This window comes from Nocardiopsis sp. NPDC057823, from assembly GCF_042797335.1.
Classification (GTDB): domain Bacteria; phylum Actinomycetota; class Actinomycetes; order Streptosporangiales; family Streptosporangiaceae; genus Nocardiopsis; species Nocardiopsis changdeensis.
This window is the reverse complement of record NZ_JBHVLR010000005.1, coordinates 277,474-301,321: the sequence shown is the minus strand read 5'-3', so window position 1 is coordinate 301,321 and position 23,848 is coordinate 277,474. Positions and strand designations below refer to the sequence as shown.

Below are 23,848 nucleotides of genomic sequence, written 5' to 3'. Positions count from 1 at the left end.
ATCCGGTTTTCCACCGCCTGAGAGGGAACGGCTACCCCTGATGAACGGCATCTACCTCGACGACCTGCTGGCCACCGCCGCGGACGTACTCGACCGGGTCGGTACCCGCACCGAACCCGGAACCGCCGACGAACGGTCCGTTCGGGCCGTGCGCGACGCGCTGCGCCACGCGCGGGAGACCGACGACGCCCACGCCGCCGTGACGCTCCTGGACCGGAGGATCTGTGCACGCAAGGAGGCCGCTCCGTGACCACCACCCCTCCCTTTCCCTCTTCCACCCCTTACGTCGCACCGCTGTGCGGAGAGGCCCACCTCGACCATTCCTGTATGCGCCGGACCTGTCTCCTGGAGGCCGGCCACAGCGGCCCGCACGAGGACTCCAAGGGGCAGACCTGGGAACCCCCGGAGCTGACCCTCGAACGCCTGAGATCCACCTGGGGCTCCACCCACCGCATCGCCTGGACGGGGTCGCTGTGGATGGCGACCCACCGGGACCCGAACGCCCCCTGGCGGACGGAAGTGGAACCCACCCCCGAGCAGTTGGAGGAGCGCCTGCGCGCTCACTCCGCCCCATGACCGCAGCGCTACTCCCGCGCCCGGGGTCCGCGGTGCTTGGTAGCGTCCGGCCCATGCAGCAGAACACCCGACACGGCGTCGACGACGGCTACCTGAAGCGCATCGTGGACCCTACAGAGCTACGAGAGCGCATCTTTCTGGATTTCCGCGAAGTGAAGTACTTCTCCTCCCGGGTCAGCACCCTCCAGAAGATGAGCCACACCCTGCTGGACCACCTGGGAGCCTGGTCGGTCACCGACCCCGGCCTGTCCCAGGACCGGAGACGTCTGGACCGGGTGCTGCTCACCGCTGCGGAGACCGCCGAGGGCGTACTGGAGTGCCTCATGGCCCCTGAGGGGGACCTGTGGATCCCGATCTCCCTCATGGGCGACGAGCTGAGCAACATGGAGGAGGTCCACGACGACCTCGACCCGCGGTTTCGACCCGAGGTCGATATGGACCTCACCCCGCGCGTGTGGGTGGAGGCGTTCGTACTGGCTGTGGCCAGCGGCCGGGTGTGGGAGCGGAACCTGGCGATCGGTCCGCGGTACCGGCAGTCCTTCGTGCCCGCACTGCACTTCGCCGCCCGGAGGGCAGGGACGTTTTCGGCGGCCGACCTGGCACAGGTGGACGTGCTGAGCCTGTACCTGACGCCGAGGGTCCACGGCAAGCCCCTCCCCGCGGTGGCGCTGCGCATGCCCACCGAGCCGGAGCGGGCGACCGCGGCACGGACCCTGGACTCCGCCGGGGAGCTGAGCGGGGAGCAGGCCCTGCTGCGCGTCCTGCTCCAAGACGACCAGGCAGCGTTTGAACAGGCTCTGGCGGAGTGCCTGGACCGGTACCGGCGGGACATGGACGCCGCCCGGGACCCGGCGCCGCGCACGCTGCTGCCGATGGGTGTGATCGCGCTGGTCGCGTTGGCGGTCCAGGTGCACGGCTGGCGGGTGGATCTGTCCTCGGACTACCTGCCCGAGGTCCTGGTGCGCGCACACGAGGGCGTTCCGCCTGTGGAGCGCCCGGCACCGTCCGCCGGCTGAGAGCCGGACGGGATCCTCACCGTCCTCGGCACCGGGATCAGATGGGGAAATCGTCGTGCCGGGTGCGCTTGAGGATGTGCTCGGGAAAATAACCCGATTCGAGGTCGGGGTTGAATCCTGGAGCCACTCCAGCCGTGTCATAGGCCAGACAAGCCACCCCGAAGAGGTGCGGAGGGAGGACCCCGTCGAGATCCTTTACCCGTTCCTCCTTTGAGGTGTAGTAGGAGTGGAACAGGAGGACGCCCTGCTCCAGGGCCTCATTGAATTCTTCCGTGTCCTGCTCGGCCAGCCGATAGAAGCTGTGGATCTCTGGGAAAACCAGATGGTCGAGGGCTTCCGGGGTGCTGATCGTGGCGTTCGCCGGAGTGGACAGCTCCATCGCCCGATGCAGGTTGTCCCCCAACGAGGGGCGGTTCAGGATGAAGTCCTGGATCGCCGCGATCCAGGAATAGACGTACTCGTCGTACGCTCCGCCCCGCGCCTGGCTCGCCTGCCGCAGGAACTCCGGGGTGACCTGACACAGGGACGCGACCCGCTTCGCATCCCGGCAGGTCACCGCCAGGAAGAACGCGGTCAGCCAGGTACCCGCGTCGCATTCCGGCCCCGGTGGCAGGTGGTGCAGGGTGCGGGGCTTCTGGTTGATGACCCGCTCGGTGGTCTCCCCCTGCTCCAGCACGCACATCGCGAACGGCGCCTCGGCCACCTGCATCCAGGTGGTCCACGCCTCCCACGTCAGCAGCTCAGTCCCTGCGGGGTCGACGGACAGGCAGACCCGGGCCTCCAGAGCGATGCTGTCCAGGGCCATGCCCGCCATCATCGGCGCATGCACAAGCCAGGAGACCTGATTTTCGATCTCCTCCGGAAAACTCTCCACCCGATCCCGATAATGCGACCTGCCCACATCGTGTCTTGCGATGTCCCTGAGCACCGGAACCCGAGCCTCCTTCGTCACCGTCAGACGGGGAACTCCCCGTACCAGCTCGCCTCGACGATGTGCTCGGGCAGGTACTCCGAGTCGATGCCCAGCGTGAACTCCGGGTCCTGCTGCCGGAACTTGTCATGCCCCAGGCACGCCAACGACAACAGGCTCAAAGGCACGACCCCGTCAACGCGCTCGTTCGCCTCTTCAAACGAGTCGTAGTAGCGCTTGAAGTCCTCCAGAGCCTGCACAAGTGCCTTGACGAACGCCTCCGGGTCACCCATCAGCAGCCGTCGGAACACCTCCATCTCCGGGAAGGACAGCAACGCCACACTCTTCGAACCGAACGGCACCGCCTCGGGATCGCACAGCTCCATGGACCGGCGCAACTTGTCCACCAGATCCGTCCCACCGGCCACGAACTCCTGGAGGGTGTTGATCCATTGATATGTGAACTCCAGATACTCCGACCCGCCGCGGGCAGCCGACTCCCGCAAGCTCTCCACCGAGATCCGGCATAGCGCCCGCACCCGCTCATGGTCCCGACAGGTCACCGCCAGATGGAACGCCGTCAACCAGTCCGCAGGCCGCGCCACCGGCACCACCTCATGGACCTTGATCCGCCGCTCCTCATGATCGACCCGCAGTACCGTCTCCCCGCCCGGCTCCACCTCGGACAGTTGGAACGCCGCGTTGGTGAGCTGCATCGCGAACACCCACGCCTCCCACGTCTCCAACCGCGAGGCCGAAGGATCCACCAACAACTCCTGATAAGCCGTGAAGAGAGCAGCATCCAGCTTCATCATCAGGAACTGCGGATCCCATCGCAGAGTCTGGAGAGCGGACTTCTTCTCCTCTACGCTCTCTCGACGACGGTAGTCGTTGACTTCGAATTCAATCTCATGCCGAGAAACTCGGAAAACCATTACCTTCTAGGCTCCCTGACATCGAAAATCTCGTAGGTGTAACCATTTGCAGTGGAACCGTTCCAACCCGAACCGTTACCTTCTCTCGGGTTGTAACCGTCAACTTCGGAGTCCCTAACGGTGGCATCGAGCGGGTCCCCCTTGAAAACCGCGTATGCCACTCTTCCCTGACGTAGCTTGTCCTCAATTTCACGGGCGAGTGCCGCTTCATCGAGATTTGCGCTCTCTCCGCGCTTCTTCATCTCCTTGAGGATATCTTTCAGGTAATCCAGGTGCCCCTGGCTGACCCTGCGCGGCGGAGTCCCCGGCAAATTTCGGGCTCCCAGTTCAGTACTGGTGCTACTCTTGGCCTCGACGATGACGATGTCACCGTCCTTGGTCCGGTAGATCTGATCGAACTGGTTATTTCCGTTCCACGGAGCATTGTCTGCCGTGGGCAACAGTTCCGCGCCTTCCAAATCCGGGCGGAATTCTACGAGCTTCGGCTTCCCGTTTTCATCGCGGATGGTTTCACCGGTCTCTGGATCGACATCGTGCCGCTCAAGCGGTTTGCCGTTGTTGTCCAGGATGACATCGCCGTTGAATTCGAATCGGGCGCCGACCTGCGCGACCCTCTCGCCGAACTCTTCGCAGATCTTCGTCTTGTAGTCATGCGCGGCTCGGTACTCCTGCTTCGCCTCTTCGAGTTCCGGATGGTTGGGGCCCTTGTCGTTGTACTTGCCATGCTTCAGCTCCATCGCCTCCAGCCTCTCCCCGGCCAGGGTTGAGGCGTCGATGGACATCCGGCGCTCATCTGCGAGCCAGTCGAGGTCGCTCAGGGCCTCCCGGAGGCCCTCCGGGTGACGGGCATCCGGTGAGTCCAGGCGGACATCGGTCGGACCACCCAGGTAGGTAGGCTGTTCCGCTTCCGGTACGACTCCCCAGCGACCGGTCACCTTGTCCTGGACGAGCTGCGGGATCTTCCATCCTTGAGTGCCGATGGTGTCATCCGCGCTCCACCTGTGGCCATCCGATTCCCTATAGAAAGCGTCAAGCAGTTCGGGATGGTTATTCACGCGCTCCACAAAGTCGTCGATGAAAGCTTGCTGAGAGCTCACATCAAGATCTTGCAGATACGGCTCAGCGAGCTCAAGCCTCCCCTCATTGTCCGTCCGGCTACCGGTGACCTTGGGCCTATTAGAGTCGGAGTCCGACGGGTCCGGGCCGTCGGTCCGGTCCGGCGTGAGGTCGTCGGGACCGTCCGGCAGACCGCCCCCGCCGCCTCCGCCACCACCACCGGTGCTGCCACCGCGGCCGGAGCCGGAGTCGATGTCCACCACGGTCGTGCCGCCGCGCGGGGTGTCCAGGGTTCCTGTCCCCCCGGCGCTGTTCTCGACGGTCGTGTCGTGGCGGCCGTTGATCTCGTTGCCCGCGCTGTCGACCTCGACCCGCTCGGTGTCGGCCTCGACCCGGGACGGCTCGGTCTCGTAGCGCTGCACCGGGGTGTCGTTGATCGAGGAGGCGTCGTCGGGCACCTCCTGGGAGGCGACCCAGCGGTCCTGCTCGTTGTTCAGCCCCTCCTCCAGCTCGCGGCGGGACTCCGGGTCGATGCCGTCCAGGAACTCCTGGCCGGCGTCGAGCTGGTCGGCGGTCGGGTCGACCGTCTCGTCGGAGTCGGAGCCGCTGTCGCGCCGGCCGGTGTTCTCCGTCTCCGCGTCCGACCCGTTGGTGGTCGTCCCGCGCGGGGTGGAGCCCGTCTCGCCGCCGGGCTCGGAGCCCGTGTCCGTGGTGCGGCGGTTGTCGGTCCCGTCGGGGAGGTCCGCGGTGGAGTTGTTGAGCCGTTCCAGCGCCTCGTTCATCCGGCCGAGGTCGGCGGCGCTGATGTCGAGGCCCTCCACGTCGCTCAGGTCCAGCGGCTTGAAGGACCCGTCGCCGAAGCGGGGGATCCGCGACAGCAGCGACGGGTCGATGCCGCCGGGGAAGTCCGAGAGGTCGGGCACGTCCGGGGTGCGGCTGCCGCCGACCGCGTTGAGGATCTTGGCGCCGCGCCAGGCCATCAGCGGCACGCCCACGACCGCGCCCACACCGGTGGCGGTGAGCAGCGCGCCGCCCACCACGGCGCCGACGTTCAGCAGCGCGGTGCCGATGGTGTACCAGGGCCGGTCGCCCCACTCCTCCCACGGCACGACCGCGTGGGCCGCCTCCTTCCAGGCGTTGCCCGCGGTCTCCAGGGACCAGCCCCAGTTGCCGTTCTCGTCCTTGCCGACGCCCACCAGCGCGCCCAGGCCCTCGACGGTGCCGCCCCAGTAGTCCCAGAGGTTGTCGCCCCAGTTGCCGGAGAACCACCCGTTCGGCCCGTGCGCGCCGACCATGCCGCCGACGTCCTCGGCGATGCCCACGAAGAAGTCGCCGACGGCGTCGCCGAAGTCGTTGTACCAGGCGTGGTCGGTGGTCTGCGGCGCTCCCCACTCCATGGGGACGCCCTCCAGGGGCGCGTCGAACCCGTAGACGAACTGGCCCTCGCCCGCGGTGACCGACCCGTCGGCCTTCTGCGCGATGAACGTGGTGCCGCCGAACAGCCCGGTGATGGCGTTGGCGCAGGTCCGCTCCGCCTCCTCGAACTCGTACAGCAGGCCGGCGGCCCGGTCGAGCAGGGCGTTGTGCTCGGCGACCTCGGGGCTCTCGGTCTTCCACCACAGGAAGCCGCCGCCGTCGCGCCAGTCCTCGTCGCCCTCGATCTTGTTGAGGAACGCGTAGGAGTCGGACTTGAGGGTGGCCCAGCGCTCCTTGATGCCGCGGACCGTCTCGGCGAAGTCGCTGAGCGCGTCGGAGGCGCTGGACAGCGCCGTGGAGACCTCGTCGCCGTCGCCGGTGAGCGGGTTGAGGACGGTGAAGAGGTCCTGGTCCTCGGGCGCGGAGTAGATGCCCTCCAGCCCGGCCCACGCGCCGGTGATGTCGGCGGCGGTGTCGGTGAGGTCGGTGCCGTCCGTCTTCAGTTTGGCCGCGACCGCGTCAAGGGAGTAGGTGAGGGTCTCGGGAACGGGGAAGCCGCTCGGATCGATCAGGTCGGACAAGGTGACCACCGTTGCCTGTTCCGGGGGAAGGACGCCGGTCGGGGCGGGGGCCGTGGCGCTTCCCGGGGGTCTGGTTCTGAGGGTCGGATCCGCGGGGTGCCCGGTACGGCCCTGGGAGGACCGTGGGAGTCGGGCACTGCGGTTCCGGGTGGCCGGTGGGGACGGCACCGGGCGGGGAAGAGCGGGAGAAGGTCGGGTGCGGAGCGCGCGGCACCGGGAGGGCCTGCCGTCGAGGACGCCGCGGGGGCGGGTGCGGGCGGGCGTCGGCGGTCCGGTGCTAGACGGCCTGGTAGGGGCCGTACTGGGGCGGCGGCTCCGGCTCCGGGATCACGCCCGCGTTGGCCTGGGCCTCCTCGGCCATCTCCAGGTTGCCGTTCATGTAATGGGTGGTGGCCTCGCTGGCGCCGGTGACGGCCGCCATGGTCAGGCCCGCCATGTCGCCCATGATGCCGAAGTAGTGCTCGGCGAACTCGCCCAGGGCCATGCCGATGATGCCGCTCTTGGCGTATTCGCCGCAGTCCATCAGGTGGTCCTCGACGCTCTCCATGACGCCGACCAGGCCTTCGCCGCTGCCCTCTTCACCGAGGTGGCCGGCGACGGCCTGGAGGACACCGCCCACGGCTGCGGGCTGGATGTTCCACTGCGACACGGACTGCTCCTTTCACGTGTGCGCCGGTCGGCGGTCGGCCGGCGGGGGCGGGACCCGGCGGTCCCGGTACGGGTCGGAGGGGGTGGACGGTGCGGCGCCCCGGTCAGGCGTCGCGGGAGGAGAAGGCGCCCGGTCGGAAGTTCGCCGGGGTCACGGCGTCGGCGGGCAGGACCACCGGCTGCCGGGCCTGCGCGGAGGTGATGACCTCCCACATGCGGCCCAGCGTGGTCTGGAGGGCGTCGGCCTGCGTGCGGAAGCGCTCGCGGGCGTGCCCGGCGGCGGCACGGATCGGCCCGGCGGCCGGGACCGGCTCGGGCTCGTCGTGAACGGCCTGCGGCGGGTCCTCCCAGTCGGCGGGCTCGACCAGCTCGAACTTCACGGTGCTTCCTCCTGCGGCGGTTCAGGGCCTCTCAAGATCGTTCGTCCGCCGTTGGGGCCGGACACTGGTATGGGATGTTCGTTCGGCGTTGATGGTTTCACCGCCTGTGGACAGAAGGAAACCGTTTACGTCGGGCGGTTTTCCGGGACGCCGGTGACCTGCGGAAACACCGGGGAGGGTGATGTGCGTCCCTCTCGGAACCGGGTGCCCGGATGTGCCGGGGCGCCCCCGGCGCACGGGAGCGTGAACCTTCCGGACACTCCGCGTATCCCACCCGGTACCCGGCCGCCCACGGTCCCACGAGTGTTCACGAGTGTTGAGGAGACCCCTTGAGCCACGACGCGGTCGCCCTGCTGTCCGGCGCACCCGACCGGCGCGCCCTCATCGCCGCGCTCGCAGCGGCAGGCCCGGACCTGAGGGTGCGGCTGGTCGCCGACGGCGCCGTGGTGGAACTCCGCGACGCCGGCGGCCGGGTGGTCGCCTCCCTCCAGGCCGCCCAGCGGCTGGCGCTGTCCGCCGAGGCCGAGCGCCTGCTGGCCGACGGCATCGCCGACGACCTGCCCGCCCAGCCGTACTGGGTGGAGGCCCGCGGCGCGGAACTGGCCGACGCGGACACCGCCGGCGTGGTCGGCCGGTTCGTCCGCGACCTCGCCGAACGCCTGGGCGGCGAGGTGTGGGAGCCGGCCCCCGCGCTGCTCCGCGGCGACCCCTTCCTGGAGGGCGCCACCGAGCACCCCGCCGTCACCGCGCTCACCGAGCAGGCGGCGGTCGTGGTGCAGGACCGCCCCCTGGTCCCGCTGTCCCCCTGGATCGTGGACGCCATGGCCCGGCACGGCCGCCGCGGCCTGCGCCTCCAGGTGGTCACCCCCTCGGCCTCGCGCCTCACCCACGCGCTGCGGTCGATCCTCCAGACCCCCGCGGCCCGCTGGGTGGTCCAGACCCCCGCGGGCACCTACTACGACGGCTTCTCCGGCGTCCCGCTGCGCTGGGACGAGCGGGCGGCGTTCACCGTCGACGAGGACGCGCGGCCCGGCGGCCCGCCGGAGGAGTTCCGCGCCGACGGCGCCGACCGCGGCTGCCAGCTGCACGTGGACCTGAACGTGGAGCACCCGGCCGACAACGGCCTGGTGCTGGGCGCCTCCGTGGAACTGCTCGCCGAGCACCTGGGCGGCGCCCTCCCCTCGGTCTGGGGCACCGCCGAGCCCTTCGCCCAAGAGTGGCGGCGGACCGTGTTCACCCGGACCGCCCGCAACCGCGCCCCCGGGCAAACCTGGGCGGCGTTCTCCGGCCCGCCCGAGGGCGTGCGCGAGGACGGCGTCCGCCCGTTCGCGGGCACGGTGCGGGTGAGCCGCACCGCGTCGGGGGTGCGCGAGGCGATCACGTTCGCCGTCGGGTACCCCGAGGGCGAGGAGCCGGACCTGTCGGCGGTGCACTCCCTGGTCAAAGAACTCACCGCGCGGGACGTGCTGCGGACCATGACGGTGCGGCGGGCGGGCGGCCGCGCCGACCTCACCTACGCGCCGCACTGGACGGGCCTGCCGCTGCCGGTGGGCATGGCGGTGGGGCAGGAGGCGGTGTCGGTCATCGGCACCGGGCGGGCGCTGGGCGCGCCCGTGCGGCCGCTGCCGTTCGGGCCGCCGCTGACCCCCGCGTTCTGGTACCAGGTGGGCACCGGGGTCGAGGAGGACTCCTGGGTGCGGTTCCGGGAGCTGATGGCCCACCTGCACCCGGACGGGGGGTACGGCGCGGAGCCCGGCGGCGAGGACCGCGACGGGACCGGCGGCACCCCCGGCAGCACCCCCGGCGGGGCTTCCGCGAAGGCCGGCGGGCGGGCTCCCGGCGAGGGCTCCCGCCCCTCTCCGGAACAGGACTCCGAGGAGGGTCCGGCGCCCTCTCCGTGAGTCATCGCGGCCGCACGCACCGAATGGTCAGAGGGGTCCGGTTCGGTAGGGTTCTCCCGAGCCCCTGGCACCCCGCCTCCCCCAGCACCTCCGCCCCCTTGCACCGTCGAGAGGAACGCCGATGAGTCTTCGCGTCGTGCACCGCCCGACCAGGACCGTGCACCCCGCACCGGCGCAGGAGCCCCATGAGGTGGAGGCCCCGCCGACCCTTCCCGACGGCAAGGCGCAGGGCAACCCCCTCATGACCATCCTGCCGATGGTCGGCATGATGGGGTCGATGACCATCATGATGGTCATGCGCAACCCGGCGTTCATCGCTCTGGGCGGCGTCGTCCTGGTGATCGCCCTGCTGGCGGCGCTGGGCATGCTGTTCTCCCGGCGCGGCCAGGTGGGCCGCCAGCGCCGCAACCAGCGCGAGCTGTACCTCCAGTACCTGGAGGAGCTGCGCGAGGAGCTGACCGAGTGGGAGGACTCCACCCGGTCGCACGCCCGCCTGCTGGACCCGCCGCCGGAGGCCCTGTACGACGTCGTCCGCGACCCCACCCGGCTGTGGGAGCGCCGCCGCAGGCACCGCGACTTCCTGCGGGTGCGGGTGGGCACCGGCCTCACCGAGGGGCGCCTGCTGCGGCTGGCCGAGCAGGGCACCGCGCTCACCCCCACCGACCCGTTCATGCTGTCGGAGGCCCAGGCGGCCATCCGCCGGTTCGCGACCATCCCGGAGATGCCGCTCACGCTGCCCCTGGACATGGCCGGGAACGTCAGCGTCGTGGGCGAGCGCGAGGACGTCATGCGGCTGGTGCGGGCGCTCGTCGCCCAGTTCGGCGCGTTCCACGCCCCCGAGGACGCCGGGCTCGCGGTGTCCTACCCGCCCGCGAACGCGGCGGACTGGGAGTGGCTGCCGTGGCTGCCGCAGGTACTGGACCCGCAGCGGCGCGAGGGCGGGGCCGCGGTGCGGCTCATCGCCCCCACCCCCGCCGAGCTGGGCGGCCTGCTCGCCGACGAGCTGCGGGCGCGCACCGACTTCGCGTCGGAGGTGCGCCGGGGCATGGGCAAGCGGGAGGCGTACCAGATGATGCGCCGCCTGCTCGTCGTCCACGACACCCACGGCCAGGTCGCCGCCGAGCTGGTCCGCCCCGACGACGCGGTGGACCCCGGGGCGCTGGCCGTCACCGTGCTGCACCTGGTGTCCCGGCAGGTGGACGAGCCGGGCGACGTGAGCGTGCGCATCACCGTCGAGGGCGACCGGGTGAAGGTGGAGGAGCTGCGCGGCTCCGACCCCGTGGTCACCGTCGGCACCGTCGACGACGTCCCCGCCGCCACCCTCTCGGGCCTGGCCCGGATGCTGGCGCCGCTGCGGCTGTCCCCGGAGTCGGTGGAGGAGACCGCCCAGGAGGGCGGCGCCGTCGACTTCACCGCGATGATGGGCGTCCAGGACCCGGGCGACATGGACGTGCAGCGGCTGTGGGCGCCGCGCAGCGAGCGGGCGTTCCTGCGGGTGCCCATCGGCATGGACGACATGGGCCAGCCGGTGGTCCTGGACCTCAAGGAGTCGGCGCAGCTGGGCATGGGCCCGCACGGGCTGTGCGTGGGCGCGACCGGCTCGGGCAAGAGCGAGATGCTGCGCACCCTGGTGCTGGCGCTGGCGGCCGGGCACTCGCCGGACCGGGTCAGCATGGTGCTGGTCGACTACAAGGGCGGAGCGACGTTCGCGCCGTTCGAGAACATGCCGCACGTCGCCGGCGTGATCACCAACCTGGAGGACGACGCCGCGCTCATCGAGCGGGTGTACGCGAGCCTGTCCGGCGAGGTGCAGCGCCGCCAGCAGGTGCTGCGCGACGCCGGGAACGTCCCCAACATCGGCGACTACACCTACAAGCGGCAGCACGACCCGAGCCTGCCGCCTCTGCCGCACCTGCTGGTGATCATCGACGAGTTCGGCGAGCTGCTGACCGCCCGCCCCGACTTCATCGAGCTGTTCCTGTCGATCGGCCGCATCGGCCGCAGCATCGGCGTGCACCTGCTGCTGTCCAGCCAGCGCATCGAGGGCGGCAAGCTGCGCGGGCTGGAGACGTACCTGTCGTACCGGCTGGGCCTGCGCACGTTCTCCGAGGAGGAGAGCCGCACCGTCCTCAACACGCCCGACGCGTTCCACCTGCCGTCGCTGCCCGGGTTCGGGTACCTCAAGGTGGACACCAGCGTGTACCAGCGCTTCAAGGCCGGGTACGTGTCCGGTCCCTACCGCGGCCCGGTGGCGGAGGAGTCGGAGTCCGACGGGGTCGTGGCTGTGCGCCCCTACACCGCGTACAACACGGCGCCGGAGGGGCCCGGGGCCGTCCGGTCGGGGGGCGAGGAGAGCCCGATGCCGACGCGGACGGTCGGCCCGACCCTGCTCGACGTGATGGTGTCCCAGTTCGACCGGCACGGCGAGCGGACCCGGTCCATCTGGCTGCCGCCGCTGCCCGGCGCCGCCTCCCTGGACACCATGGCGGGCACCCCCGAGAAGACCGACCAGGGGCTGCGGCTGCCCGGCGGGCACGCGCCCATGAGCGTCCCCGTCGGCCTGCTGGACGACGCCACCAAGCAGTGGCAGGGCGTGTGGAAGCTGGACCTGACCGCCTCGGGCGGGCACGTCGCCGTCATCGGCGGCCCGCAGAGCGGCAAGACCACGATGCTGCGCACCCTGGTGCTGTCGCTGGCGCTGACCCACACCCCGCAGCAGGCGGCGGTGTACTGCCTGGACCTGATGGGCGGCGGCCTGCAGTCGCTGTCGTCGCTCCCGCACGTGGGCGGGGTGGCCGCGCGCACCGACGTCGAGCGGGTGCGGCGGACCGTCGAGGAGATCCGGGGCATGCTGGAGCACCGCCAGGAGGTGTTCCGGGAGCGGGGTATCGACTCGGTGGCCCAGCTGCGGCGCATGCACGCCCGCGGCGAGGTGCCCGAGCTGGCCAGCGCCGACGTGCTGCTGGTCATCGACGGGTTCGGGGCCCTGCGCAAGGACTTCGAGGACATCGACGGCATGGTCAACGAGCTGCTCCAGCGCGGCGGCGGGTTCGGTGTGCACGTGGTGGCGGGCATGCTGCGCTGGAACGACGTGCGCATCGCCGTGCAGTCGAACTTCGGACAGAAGGTGGAGCTGCACCTCAACGACCCGTCCGAGTCCACGATCGACCGCAAGCTCGCCGAGACCATCGGCGCCAAGGCCCCCGGGCGGGCGCTCACCGGCGACGAGCTGTTCGGCCAGGTGGCGCTGCCGCGCATCGACGGGGTGGACTCCGACGAGGACCTGGGCGAGGCCGTGGAGAAGGCGGTGCGGACCGTCGACGGCGCCTGGGGCGGCCGCCGGGCGCCGAGCGTCCGGGTGCTGCCGCACCGGCTGTCGGCGCGGACCCTGCCCACCCCCGAGTCGGAGCCCCGGCTGGTGCCGATCGGGGTGGACGAGCGGGCGCTGGACCCGGTGCTGCTGGACCTGTTCGACCGCGACCAGAACCTGCTGGTGCTGGGCGACGGCGAGTGCGGCAAGACCAACCTGCTGCGGCTGGTGGCCGAGGGCCTGGTGGCGCGGTACTCGTCCGACGAGGTGGTGTTCGCGGTGATGGACCCGCGCCGGACACTGCGCAACGTGGTGCCCGAGGAGTACATGGGCGGGTACGCGAGCACCCCCAAGGTGTGCGCCGGGCTGGCCGGGGGCGTGGCCAAGGAGGTGGAGTCGCGCATCCCCGAGGACGGCGACCTCGACTCTCTGGAGCCGGGGTCGTTCAAGGGCCCGCGGATCGTGGTGCTGGCTGACGACTACGACGTGCTCACCACCGCCGGGCAGAAGCCGCTGGCGCCGTTCGTGCCCTTCGTGCCCAACGGCCGGGACATCGGCCTGCACTTCGTGGTGGCCCGCCGGGTCGCCGGCGCCGGGCGCGGGATGTACGAGCCGCTGGTGCAGGCGATCCGGGAGATCGGCACGAGCGCCCTGGTCATGGCCGGCGACCGGTCCGAGGGGCAGATCCTGCCGCGGGTGTACGCGGCGGCGCAGCCGCCCGGCCGGGGCAAGTGGGTGACCCGCGGCGGGGCGACGCAGCTGATCCAGACGGCGCTGAGGGACCGAGGAGAGCAGTGAACGGAGGAGGGCCGACGGGCGGCACCGCCGCGGTCGACGCACTGGCCGCGCGCATCCGCGCGATCGACTGGAACGGGAACCCCGACCACACCCGGTCGCGGGTGGCGCTGATGCGCGAGTACCTGCGGCGGGCGGCGCTGTGGACGCGGGCCGTGCAGGGCAAGGGGTGGCCGTTCTACGACGTCGCGGAGTTCGCCGCGCCGGGCGTGCGCGCCGACGAGGGGGTCGTGAGCGGCGTCCTGGAGAACCCGGCGGTCGTCGACCAGTTCCCGGCGGTGGGCAGGTCCTGCGCCTGGGCGCTGCACCTGGCCGCGGCCCGGGACGCCGGCGTTCCGCTGCCGGACCTGCCGGACCTCTTCGAGCCGCTGATCCGCATGTACGAGCGCGGCGGCGGCTTCTCGCTCTCGGGCACGGGCACGATCGACATCGACGGCGCGGGCCTGTACCGCGGCACCCTCCCGGACCACCTCGGCGACGAGCCCCGGGCCCCCGAGACCGACGCCGGACTGGACGCCCTCGACGGCATCGCGCCGCCGGCCGGAGCGCCGGAGGAGGCGGCCGCGCCGCGCGGGCCGGAACCGGCCGGGGCCGCCGTGTACCCGTCGGCCGCCCACGCGGTGTCCGCTCCCGGGGAAGGCGTTCCCGAGGGGGCCGCGGCCCCCGTCCGGGAGGCGCAGCCCGCTCCTCCGGCGGCGCCCGCCGCGCAGGCCCCGTCGGCGCCGGGTGCGCCGACCATGCTGCCGCCCGCCCCCGCGCACCCGGGGCCCGGACCGCACCCGGGGCCGTACGCGCACGGCGGGTACCCGGTCCACCCGCCCGGCCACCCCGTTCCGCCCGCCGGCTACCCGGTTCACCCCGGGCACCCCGGCTACGGCCCCCCGCCGCGGCCCGCCGGGCTCCGCCACCACACCGAGTGGAACCCGGACGAGCCCTCCGTCGGGCTGGCCGAGCCCGTGCAGCGCTTCGCCGCCCGGTTCCTGGACACCCTCATCGCCGCGGTCCTGTGGTTCCTGCTGATGCTGGCCACGACCTTCACCGCCGTGATCATCGGCGGCGGGGACATCGCCGGGCGGTCCGCCGACCTGGCCTTCCAGATCGGGGCGATCTTCTCGTTCGCCCTGTCCCCGATCCTGTGGGAGTGGTTCCAGGTCGGTGTGTGGGGCCGCTCGGTGGGCAAGATGCTGCTGGGCCTGTGGGTGGTCCGCGCCGAGGGCGGCGGCAGGCTGCCCGCGGGGCGCGCCCTGCTGCGCGCGCTGTGCTTCGCGCCCGGGTTCACCAACCCCGTCAACTGGCTGCTGCCCTGGTCGCTGGCGAACGTGCTCTGGTCCCTGCGCGACAAGGAGCGCAGGCGCTGCCTGCACGACAGGTTCGCACGCTCCGTGGTCGTCCGGGTCGGCTGAACCGCCGTCCCGCCCCGTTCCGGGGCACCGGGGCCGACCGGCGAACGCCCGGGGGCTAGGTTCGCCCCATGCGTCAATTCACAGGTTTCCTCATCGGCGCCGGGTTCGGCCTGGCGTTCGTGCTCGCGAACGCCGGCCCGCCTCTGCCGTCCGCCGTCGGGCTGGTGCTGCGCGTCCTCGCCGTGGCGGCGCTGGTGGCGGTCATCGTGCTCTCGGTGGCCCTCTCCCGCCGGCCGGCCCCGCCGGTGACGGGGACCGGGCCCGGGCCCGCGTTCCGGTTCGGCCCGTTCTACGGGACCGTCGTGCTGGTGGAGGTCGTGCTGATCGTCGGCGGCATCCAGGTGCTGCGGCTGCTGGAGGCGCCCTGGCAGGCCAACATCGCCTGGATCGCCCTGGTCGTGGGGCTGCACTTCCTGCCGCTGGCCTGGTACTGGCGCATGCGGCAGATCCTCGCCGCCGCCCTGTACATCTCCGCGATGGGGGCGGCCGGGCTGGTCCTGGTGGCGCTGGGGGCCGCGGAATGGGCCCCGTTCGTCAGCGGTGTGCTCACCGGCCTGGGCATCCTGACCGGCATGCTCGTGAGCCTGGTCGGGATGCTGCGGGCTCCCCTCCCCGAGGCGGGCCGCGACCAGGACACCACCCTCACCCCCTGACCGGAGCGCCCGGCGCCGTCCGGTACGGGCGACGGGCCCGGCGGGCGGTCACCGAGGGCGGCCGCTCAGGTCCGGCGCGGGTCGGGGACGTCGAACCAGGCGCGGCGGGGGCCGCTGGGGACCGCGCCCGGGCGGGGCTCCCCCGCCAGGAAGGCGGCGGCGACGGCGTCCACCGCGCGGGTCCGGGGCGGCGCGCCCGGAACCGGACCCCGGGCCGGGACCGGTCCGGCGCCCGGGACCGCCCGCTCGGCGCGCGGGGGCGTGCGCCGGGCGGCCGGCGGGGCCTGGGCGCCCGGGTCGAGGCCGGGCCGGGGACCGGTGGGCTCGTTCGGCCCCGGCCGGCCGATCGCGTACGGGAACCGCAGGCCCGGCGGCAGCACGGGGGTCAGCGCCGGAGCGGCGGCGGGACGGTGAGCGTGCAACGGGGGTTCCTTCCGACTAGTCACCGGCCGCCTCACGGCGGTCACGGTGGTTCCGTCGGTTCAGAACCGTACCCGACGAGTGACCGATAAGCCCCGGTACGTCACTCCGGAAGTTCGCCCAGCCCGAAGAACGGCAGGCACGGCTCCAGCCCTGAGAGCGTGACCGGGACGTCGAGGCGGTGCGCCTCCCAGTCCTCGCGGGTCAGCAGGAACCGCAGCTCGCGGGCGGCCTTGCCGCGGACCGCGTACACCCCGACGCCGTCGGCGCGGTAGCCGAGCCTGCGGGACACCCGCTCGGAGCGGACGTTGCCCTCGATGACCCCGGACGCCGCCTCCGCGGCGCCCAGCCCCTCGAAGGCCAGGTGCAGCATCGCGGCGCGCATCTCGGTGCCGATGCCCCGGCCCTGGTGCTTCAGTCCCAGCCAGGAGCCGCTGGCGACCCGGCGGGTGACCGCGAAGTCCTTGGCGAGCATGTCCTGGACGCCCACCACCGCCCCCTCGTGGACGACCACGAGCGGCAGCTGCCAGTCCTCCGGCGTCCAGCGGGCGTAGATCCCGAGGTTGTGCTGGACCACCGACAGCGCGCGCCGGGCCGGGGACAGGTCCGTCCACGGGAAGATGAACGGCATCTCGGCCGGGTCGTGCACGCCCTCGGCGGCGATGTCGGCCAGGTCGGCGAGGTCGTCGAGGGAGGGCGGGCGCAGCTCCAGCCGCGGGGTGCGCACGCGCAGCCCCAGGACCGGGAAATGGTCGGTGATCATGACCTGATGGTCCCGGACGCGGGAGGCGGAGTCATCCCGTTTTCCCCAGCCTGTGGACAACGTGTCGCGCCCACCGGAGCGGCCGGGCCGCCCCGGTCAGGCCGTGCCGCGCAGGTCCCGGAGCAGCACGGCCAGCTCCGCGGCGGCCTCCTCCGGCGCGCACTCGCGCACCTGCCACCCGCGCATCCGTGCGAGCCGGGCGGCGTGCGCGCGGGCCGGGTCGGTGAGCAGGTAGCCGCACGGGGCGTCCGGCCAGTCCGCGGACGGCGGCAGCGTCTCGGTGCGGTACCCCTCCGGCTCCCCGGCGGGGGCGGGCGGGGGCGCGGCGTCCCGCGGGTTCTGGGTCCGGTCCAGGTCCGCGCGGGTGGCGGTGCCCGGCTGCGGCAGCAGCGCGTCCACCAGCACGTACCCGAACACCGGCCGGTGCGCGGCGCGCTGGGCCGCGCCCAGGGCGCCCGCCAGCGGCCCCGCGTCGCCCTCCGCCACCAGGGCGGTCGGGGCGTCCGGGGGGACCAGGCGGCGGATCTCCAGGCTGGCGGCGGCCACGTACCGGGCGGCGTGCGGCGGCAGCTCGTCGCCGCCGACCTCGATCCGGACCGGGGCGATCCCGGCCGCGGCCAGGGCCCCGCCGAGCCCGGGCAGGCGGGTGGGGCGGCCCAGGGTGGGGGGCAGCAGGACGGCGATCACCCGGCGGCGCCCCGCTCGCCGTCCGCGTCGGGACGGGTCTCGTCGATCACCCAGGCCAGGTACGCCGGCTCACCGCCGACGACGGGCACAGCCACCACCTCGGGGACGTCGTAGGGGTGCTCGCGGACGATGTGCGCGACCAGCTCGTCCAGGCGGTCCTGTGCGGTCTTGAACACCACGGTCCACTCCTGGTCGCGGTGCACCTCGCCCTCCCAGCGGTAGTGGCTGGTGACCGGTCCGCCGACCTGGGCGCAGGCGGCGAGGCGGCGCCCGACCGCCGACTCCGCCAGCCGGTCGGCGTTCTCGCGGGTGTCCACGGTGATCTCGACCCGGACGGCTCCCGGGGTGTTCGGCATGGCGGTCCCTCCGCCCGGGCGCCGCGGTGACGTGCGGTGCCGCCCGGTGTTCTACGCTCATGGATCATGAGCGAACGTGATGAACTCCTGCGTCAGATCAACGATAAGGCGGTCGTGCGCGGGAAGGTGACCCTGTCCTCCGGGCAGGAGGCCGACTACTACGTGGACCTGCGCCGCGTGACCCTGGACGGGGAGGCCGCCCCGCTGGTCGGGTCGGTCATGCTGGACAACGTGGCGGACCTGGAGTTCGACGCGGTGGGCGGGCTGACCCTGGGCGCCGACCCGGTCGCCACCGCGATGGTGCACGCCGCCCACGCGCGCGGCCGCAGGCTGGACGCCTTCGTGGTGCGCAAGGCGGGCAAGGCGCACGGCCTCCAGAAGCGCATCGAGGGCCCGGACGTGCGGGGCCGCCGGGTGCTGGCACTGGAGGACACGTCCACCACCGGCAACTCGGTGCTGACGGCGGTGGAGGCGCTGCGCGAGGCCGGGGCCGAGGTGGTCGCGACGGCGCTGATCCTGGACCGCGGGGCGCGCGAGCGCGTGGAGAAGGAGGGCCTGGAGTACCGGGCCGTGTACCAGGTGTCCGACCTGGACATCTGAGGACGTCGTAGCGGCGGGGCGGGGCGTCCCGCCGCCGCGGGGGAACGCGGGGCCGGAACCGGTCAGCCGTCGACGGTGAAGCTGTAGTCGGCGCCGCGGTCGGCGATGTCGCGCTCGATGCCGTTGACGAAGAGTTCCACGGCGGCGGGGTCGCCGATGGTGACCTCGATGCCGCCCTCGGGGATCTCGGCGTAGGTGAGGGAGCTGCCCTGGCGGACCTCTTGGTCGTGCAGGACGTCGCCGCCGGGGATGCGGACGAACACGCGGCTGGACTCGCCGATGACGCGCACGTAGAAGGCACCCTTGGGGGTCTCCTCCTCGTTCGCCGCCCCGGAGGCGTTCGCGCTCACGCTGGAGCCGGAGTTGCCGGGGAGCGAGCGGTACAAGAAGAACCCGCCGAGCGCGAGCATCGCGACCAGGAGCACGACTGCTCCGACGATGGCCACCACCTGGCCAACGCCGCGAGGATCATTCCTATGCCTTCCCACGGCGTTGAATGTAGCGTGTATCACGACAAAAAGCGACAGTGATCTCCCCGAACCTCCCCGCCTCCCACAATCCGGTCACAGTCGCACAAAAATTCACATCGCCCGTGAATCCACCACAGACCCATACAAAGCGCCCATTTCGGCCACTCCGCCGTGCCCGAAGGCCCATCGAATTTGGTCTAGACCTTTCCATCGGCTCCGTGCGTTCGGGATACTTGGGTGACACCTGGTGGACACGTCCGGACGTGCGACCCGAGTCTCGGGCTCCCCCGCCGCCCGGACCCTCCACCGGCAACGCACGTGGGGTGCCGCCGGTGCGACCGGCGGCCGCTCGCTCCAGGTCCGATTCCAGGGAGAGTCAAGCATGCCCATCGCCAGCCCCGAGGTCTACACCGAGATGCTGAGCCGCGCGAAGTCCCAGGGCTTCGCCTACCCGGCCATCAACGTGACCTCCAGCCAGACCCTGCACGCCGCGCTGCGGGGCTTCGCCGAGGCCGAAAGCGACGGCATCGTCCAGATCTCCACCGGCGGCGCCGAGTTCCTGTCGGGTGCCACGGTCAAGGACATGGTCACCGGCTCGGTGGCGTTCGCCGAGTACGCCCGCGTCGTCGCGGACAAGTACCCGGTCAACGTCGCCCTGCACACCGACCACTGCCCCGAGAACAAGCTCGACGGGTTCGTCCGCCCGCTGCTCGAGATCTCCAAGGAGCGCGTGGCCAAGGGCCAGGACCCGCTGTTCCAGTCCCACATGTGGGACGGCTCGGCGGTGGAGCTGGAGGAGAACCTCCGCATCGCCGAGGAGCTGCTGGCGTCCTCCAAGGAGGCCCGCACCATCCTGGAGATCGAGGTGGGCGTCGTCGGCGGCGAGGAGGACGGCATCGTCGGCGAGATCAACGAGAAGCTGTACACCACCCCGGAGGACGCCCTGCGCACCGCCGAGGTCCTCGGCCTCGGGGAGAAGGGCTACTACATGACCGCCCTGACCTTCGGCAACGTGCACGGCTCCTACAAGCCCGGCTTCGTGAAGCTGCGCCCGGAGGTCCTGAAGAAGGCCCAGGAGGCCGTGGCCGAGAAGTACGGCCGGACCAAGGCGTTCGACTTCGTCTTCCACGGCGGCTCCGGCTCCACCCTGGAGGAGATCCACGAGGCCATCGAGTACGGCGTGGTGAAGATGAACATCGACACCGACACGCAGTACGCGTTCACCCGCCCGATCGTGGACCACATGATGAAGAACTACGACGGCGTGCTGAAGATCGACGGCGAGATCGGCAGCAAGAAGGCCTACGACCCGCGCGCCTACGGCAAGGCCGCCGAGGCCGGCATGGCCGCCCGCGTGGTGGAGGCCGCCCAGCAGCTCAAGTCCGCCGGCAACCGGATGAAGTAGTCACCGCGTCCGACGCGCGTGGGCGCCCGGATCCGGCCTGTGGACGACCGGTGCCGGGCCCGGCGGCGGTGGCAGGATGGGATCCATGAACCTGCACCAGAACCTGCTCAACGAGCCGCCCGAGACCCGTCTGCCCGACAACGCCGAGGCCCGCGAGGCGCTGGCCGCGGCCACCGACCCCGCCCCGGTCGCCGGACGGTTCCCGGAGTACTCGGCCGCCTGGGCCCGCCTGGCCGAGAACGCCCTGGCCGCGGGCGAGCCGGTCGCCGCCTACGCCTACGCGCGCACCGGCTACCACCGCGGGCTCGACCAGCTGCGCCGCTCCGGCTGGAAGGGCCACGGCCCCATCCCGTGGGAGCACGAGCCCAACCAGGGCTTCCTGCGCGCGCTGCACGCCCTGGGCAAGGCCGCCGAGCAGATCGGCGAGGCCCAGGAGGCCGAGCGCTGCGCCACCTTCCTGCGCGACTCCAGCGCCGAGGCCGACAAGGCCCTCAACGCCTGACCCGCCGGGCGCCCCTCCCGGGGCGCCCGCGCGGCCGGCGTTCCCGCCCCAGGGGACGGAGACACCCCGCGCTGCCCCCGAGACCGCGCTCGGGAAGGGGCGGCGGGCGGATGGAGGCGGACCGACCGTGCCGGGGTGGACCCGGCGCTGTCGGCGGCGGTCCTGGCGCCGGCCCGGGCCGGGGTCGACGGCGGCCACGCCGATGAGAGCCTCACCTCTCTCCTGCACCTGCCACACCGCGCGTGAGGGAGGACCCGCCCGTGAAACCGGAGCCACCGGCCGCCCCACCCGGTTCGACGTGAGGAAACCCCCTCGTGGGCGCCACTTAACCGGGACGGACGGGTCGTGTACCCTCAATACGCAACGGCCCCTGTCGCTGCCTTGCGCCAGGGGTTCATCCATGTTCGGGGTCGGGAACACCCCGGTCAGGTGTCGAGCGAAAAGGTAGTGACCAATGCCGGCGATCACGCTCGTGGGTGCCCAGTGGGGCGACGAGGGCAAGGGCAAGGCGACCGACCTTGTGGGCGACCGCGTGGACTACGTGGTCCGCTACCAGGGCGGCAACAACGCCGGGCACACGGTGGTCATCGGCGACCAGAAATACGCCCTGCACCTGCTGCCGTCGGGCATCCTCTCGCCGAACGTGGTCCCGGTCATCGCCAACGGCGTCGTGATCGACCCGGGCGTCCTCTTCGAGGAGCTGGACGGGCTCGACGCCCGCGGCGTCGACACCTCGCGCCTGCTCATCTCCGCCAACGCGCACCTGATCATGCCCTACCACCGGGCCCTGGACCGGGTCAGCGAGCGCTTCCTGGGCAAGGGCCGGATCGGCACCACCGGGCGCGGCATCGGCCCGACCTACGCCGACAAGGTGTCCCGCCAGGGCGTGCGCGTGCAGGACATGTTCGACCCCAAGATCCTGCGCAAGAAGATCGAGCTGGCCCTCAACGACAAGAACCAGCTCCTCACCAAGGTCTACAACCGGCGCGCCCTGGAGGCCGAGCCGATCATCGAGGAGTACCTCGGCTACGCCGAGAAGATCCGCCCCTTCGTGGCGGACACCTCGCTGATCCTCAACCGGGCGCTGGACGACGGCAAGACCGTCTACCTGGAGGGCTCTCAGGGCACCCTGCTGGACATCGACCACGGCACCTACCCGTTCGTCACGTCCTCCTCGCCCACCGCGGGCGGCGCGGCCGCCGGGTCGGGCATCGGCCCCACCCGCATCACCAAGGTCGTCGGTATCCTCAAGGCCTACACCACCCGCGTCGGCTCGGGCCCCTTCCCGACCGAACTGCTCGACGAGCAGGGCGACTGGCTGCGCACCCAGGGCCACGAGTACGGGGTCACCACCGGCCGCGACCGCCGCTGCGGCTGGTTCGACGCGCCCATCGCCCGGTACGCGACCCGCGTCAACGGCATCACCGACTTCTTCCTGACCAAGCTCGACGTGCTCACCGGCCTGGAGCGCATCCCGGTCTGCGTCGCCTACGACGTCGACGGGGTCCGGCACGACGAGATCCCGATGACCCAGACCGACTTCCACCACGCGACGCCGGTCTACGAGTACCTCGACGGCTGGTCGGAGGACATCACCGGAGCCCGGGAATTCGACGAACTTCCCAAGAACGCCCAGGCGTACGTGCGTACCCTGGAGGAGATGGCCGGAGCGCCGGTCTCCGCCATCGGGGTGGGCCCCGGCCGCGACCAGACCCTCGAGCTGCGGTCCCTGGTCTGACCGGCGCCCGCCTGTCCGCTGTCCGTCCTCCCACACGAAGAGGCCCCCAGTAGTGAAAGCCCTCGTCCTCGGCGGCGGAGGCCGCGAGCACGCCCTCGTCCGCGCGCTGTCCCTCGACCCGGGTGTCACCGACATCCACTGCGCCCCGGGCAACCCGGGGATCTCGGAGCTGGCCGAGAACCACGTGATCAACGTGACCGACGGGCTGGCGGTGACCGAGCTGGCCGCGCGCATCCGGGCGGAGCTGGTCGTCATCGGCCCGGAGGCGCCGCTGGTGGCCGGGGTGGCCGACGCTCTGCGCGAGCGCGGCATCCCGGTGTTCGGCCCGGACCGGGAGGCCGCCCGGCTGGAGGGCTCCAAGGCGTTCGCCAAGGAGGTCATGGAGGCGGCGGGCGTGCCCACCGCCAAGGCCAGGGTGTGCCGCTCGGCGGGCCAGGTGTCCGAGGCGCTCGACGAGTTCGGCGCCCCCTACGTCGTCAAGAACGACGGCCTGGCGGCGGGCAAGGGCGTCGTCGTCACCGACGACCGGGCGCTGGCCGAGCGGCACGCGCGCGAGTGCGGCCGGGTCGTCATCGAGGAGTACCTCGACGGCCCGGAGGTGTCTCTGTTCGTGCTGAGCGACGGCGTCCACGCGCTGCCGCTGCTGCCGGCCCAGGACTTCAAGCGGGCCTACGACGGCGACCAGGGCCCCAACACCGGCGGCATGGGCGCCTACGCCCCGCTGCCGTGGGCCCCCGCCGGCCTGGTGGACCAGGTCATGGAGTCGGTCGTGCGGCCGACCCTCCAGGAGATGAACCGGCGCGGCACCCGCTACCAGGGCCTGCTGTACGTGGGCCTGGCGCTCACCTCCAAGGGCCCGCGCGTGGTCGAGTTCAACGCGCGCTTCGGCGACCCGGAGACCCAGGTGGTGCTGGACCGGCTGGCCACCCCGATCGGCGCCGTCCTCCAGGCCACCGACACCTCCGGGCTGAAGGGCATCGGCTCCCTCCAGTGGAAGCCGGGCGCCGCGGTCACCGTCGTGGTGTCCGCCGAGAACTACCCGGGCGACCCGGTCAAGGGCGACGCCATCGGCGGCCTGGACGCGGCGAACGCCGTCGAGGGCGCCTACGTGCTGCACGCCGGGACCTCCTGGAGCGGGGCCCGCGACGTGGTCTCCTCGGGCGGCCGGGTGCTCAGCGTGGTGGGCACCGGCGCCGACCTGGCGCGGGCGCGCGAGAGCGCCTACGCCGCGGTGTCCCGGATCGAGCTGCGCGGTTCGTTCCACCGGACCGACATCGCCGAGCGGGCCGCCGCCGAGCTGTAGCGGCGGACCCGCACCGTAGAAACG

Annotated in this window: 22 protein-coding genes; 12 read left to right on the top strand and 10 right to left on the bottom strand. The window is 72.0% G+C overall.

Annotated elements, in window-relative coordinates; all coding sequences use genetic code 11:
* Positions 1-40 precede the first annotated feature (40 nt).
* The 3 genes from ACFVNO_RS11985 to ACFVNO_RS11975 all read left to right on the top strand — a co-directional run bounded on the left by ACFVNO_RS11985 (position 41) and on the right by ACFVNO_RS11975 (position 1,592).
* Positions 41-250 carry a hypothetical protein gene (locus ACFVNO_RS11985; protein WP_355263314.1) on the top strand — a complete coding sequence of 70 codons (210 nt, stop codon included), beginning with the start codon at positions 41-43 and terminating at the stop codon, positions 248-250.
* 77 nt (positions 251-327) lie between these two features.
* Positions 328-576, top strand: a complete 249-nt coding sequence (locus ACFVNO_RS11980; RefSeq protein ID WP_355263311.1) for a hypothetical protein — start codon at positions 328-330, stop codon at positions 574-576.
* 53 nt (positions 577-629) lie between these two features.
* Positions 630-1,592 carry an immunity 49 family protein gene (locus ACFVNO_RS11975; RefSeq protein WP_355263308.1) on the top strand — a complete coding sequence of 321 codons (963 nt, stop codon included), beginning with the start codon at positions 630-632 and terminating at the stop codon, positions 1,590-1,592.
* A 37-nt stretch (positions 1,593-1,629) separates the two neighbouring features.
* On the opposite strand, the gene ACFVNO_RS11970 is transcribed toward ACFVNO_RS11975, so the two are convergent.
* The 5 genes from ACFVNO_RS11970 to ACFVNO_RS11950 form a co-directional block, all read right to left on the bottom strand.
* Positions 1,630-2,520 carry an immunity 49 family protein gene (locus ACFVNO_RS11970; protein WP_378891870.1) on the bottom strand — a complete coding sequence of 297 codons (891 nt, stop codon included), beginning with the start codon at positions 2,518-2,520 and terminating at the stop codon, positions 1,630-1,632.
* A gap of 26 nt (positions 2,521-2,546) precedes the next feature.
* Positions 2,547-3,437, bottom strand: a complete 891-nt coding sequence (locus tag ACFVNO_RS11965; protein WP_355263302.1) for an immunity 49 family protein — start codon at positions 3,435-3,437, stop codon at positions 2,547-2,549.
* Positions 3,437-6,490, bottom strand: a complete 3,054-nt coding sequence (locus tag ACFVNO_RS11960; protein WP_355263300.1) for a hypothetical protein — start codon at positions 6,488-6,490, stop codon at positions 3,437-3,439. The genes ACFVNO_RS11965 and ACFVNO_RS11960 overlap by 1 nt, the downstream gene beginning before the upstream one ends.
* A gap of 277 nt (positions 6,491-6,767) precedes the next feature.
* Positions 6,768-7,139: a DUF6507 family protein gene (locus ACFVNO_RS11955; RefSeq protein WP_220563840.1), complete on the bottom strand. Its 372-nt coding sequence runs from the start codon at positions 7,137-7,139 to the stop codon at positions 6,768-6,770.
* 103 nt (positions 7,140-7,242) lie between these two features.
* Entirely contained in the window at positions 7,243-7,518 is a 276-nt protein-coding gene (locus ACFVNO_RS11950; RefSeq protein WP_378891865.1) for a hypothetical protein, read from the bottom strand.
* A gap of 329 nt (positions 7,519-7,847) precedes the next feature.
* Between ACFVNO_RS11950 and ACFVNO_RS11945 the strand changes: the two genes are divergently transcribed.
* The 4 genes from ACFVNO_RS11945 (at position 7,848) to ACFVNO_RS11930 (ending at position 15,580) form a co-directional block, all read left to right on the top strand.
* Positions 7,848-9,419: a DUF6177 family protein gene (locus ACFVNO_RS11945; RefSeq protein WP_378891862.1), complete on the top strand. Its 1,572-nt coding sequence runs from the start codon at positions 7,848-7,850 to the stop codon at positions 9,417-9,419.
* Between the two features lie 121 nt (positions 9,420-9,540).
* Positions 9,541-13,527: a type VII secretion protein EccCa gene (gene eccCa, locus ACFVNO_RS11940; RefSeq protein WP_378891859.1), complete on the top strand. Its 3,987-nt coding sequence runs from the start codon at positions 9,541-9,543 to the stop codon at positions 13,525-13,527.
* Positions 13,524-14,927: an RDD family protein gene (locus ACFVNO_RS11935; RefSeq protein ID WP_378891856.1), complete on the top strand. Its 1,404-nt coding sequence runs from the start codon at positions 13,524-13,526 to the stop codon at positions 14,925-14,927. The genes eccCa and ACFVNO_RS11935 overlap by 4 nt, the downstream gene beginning before the upstream one ends.
* 68 nt (positions 14,928-14,995) lie before the next feature.
* Positions 14,996-15,580, top strand: coding sequence for a hypothetical protein (locus ACFVNO_RS11930; protein WP_355263285.1), 585 nt, complete (start codon positions 14,996-14,998; stop codon positions 15,578-15,580).
* 65 nt (positions 15,581-15,645) lie between these two features.
* On the opposite strand, the gene ACFVNO_RS11925 is transcribed toward ACFVNO_RS11930, so the two are convergent.
* From ACFVNO_RS11925 to cutA, 4 genes are all read right to left on the bottom strand, one after another.
* Positions 15,646-16,002, bottom strand: coding sequence for a hypothetical protein (locus ACFVNO_RS11925; RefSeq protein WP_355263282.1), 357 nt, complete (start codon positions 16,000-16,002; stop codon positions 15,646-15,648).
* A gap of 101 nt (positions 16,003-16,103) precedes the next feature.
* Positions 16,104-16,763 carry a GNAT family protein gene (locus tag ACFVNO_RS11920; RefSeq protein ID WP_355263279.1) on the bottom strand — a complete coding sequence of 220 codons (660 nt, stop codon included), beginning with the start codon at positions 16,761-16,763 and terminating at the stop codon, positions 16,104-16,106.
* A gap of 96 nt (positions 16,764-16,859) precedes the next feature.
* Positions 16,860-17,450, bottom strand: coding sequence for a hypothetical protein (locus tag ACFVNO_RS11915; protein ID WP_378891852.1), 591 nt, complete (start codon positions 17,448-17,450; stop codon positions 16,860-16,862).
* The gene (cutA, locus tag ACFVNO_RS11910) at positions 17,447-17,806 is read right to left on the bottom strand and encodes a divalent-cation tolerance protein CutA (RefSeq protein WP_378891849.1); all 360 of its coding nucleotides are present in this window, start codon (positions 17,804-17,806) and stop codon (positions 17,447-17,449) included. Before cutA ends, ACFVNO_RS11915 begins: the two co-directional genes overlap by 4 nt.
* A gap of 66 nt (positions 17,807-17,872) precedes the next feature.
* Here cutA and pyrE point away from each other — a divergent pair, with 66 nt between their 5' ends.
* Positions 17,873-18,406: an orotate phosphoribosyltransferase gene (pyrE, locus tag ACFVNO_RS11905; protein ID WP_220563850.1), complete on the top strand. Its 534-nt coding sequence runs from the start codon at positions 17,873-17,875 to the stop codon at positions 18,404-18,406.
* 62 nt (positions 18,407-18,468) lie between these two features.
* On the opposite strand, the gene ACFVNO_RS11900 is transcribed toward pyrE, so the two are convergent.
* Positions 18,469-18,852: a DUF4115 domain-containing protein gene (locus ACFVNO_RS11900; RefSeq protein WP_220563851.1), complete on the bottom strand. Its 384-nt coding sequence runs from the start codon at positions 18,850-18,852 to the stop codon at positions 18,469-18,471.
* Between the two features lie 406 nt (positions 18,853-19,258).
* Between ACFVNO_RS11900 and fbaA the strand changes: the two genes are divergently transcribed.
* From fbaA to purD, 4 genes are all read left to right on the top strand, one after another.
* The gene (gene fbaA, locus ACFVNO_RS11895) at positions 19,259-20,281 is read left to right on the top strand and encodes a class II fructose-bisphosphate aldolase (protein WP_355263269.1); all 1,023 of its coding nucleotides are present in this window, start codon (positions 19,259-19,261) and stop codon (positions 20,279-20,281) included.
* Positions 20,282-20,366: 85 nt separating this feature from the next.
* Entirely contained in the window at positions 20,367-20,783 is a 417-nt protein-coding gene (locus ACFVNO_RS11890) for a DUF3151 domain-containing protein (protein WP_220563853.1), read from the top strand.
* Between the two features lie 454 nt (positions 20,784-21,237).
* On the top strand, positions 21,238-22,521 hold the full coding sequence (locus ACFVNO_RS11885) for an adenylosuccinate synthase (protein ID WP_355263263.1): 1,284 nt from the start codon (positions 21,238-21,240) through the stop codon (positions 22,519-22,521).
* Between the two features lie 52 nt (positions 22,522-22,573).
* Positions 22,574-23,824, top strand: a complete 1,251-nt coding sequence (gene purD, locus ACFVNO_RS11880; protein WP_355263260.1) for a phosphoribosylamine--glycine ligase — start codon at positions 22,574-22,576, stop codon at positions 23,822-23,824.
* Positions 23,825-23,848: the final 24 nt, after the last annotated feature.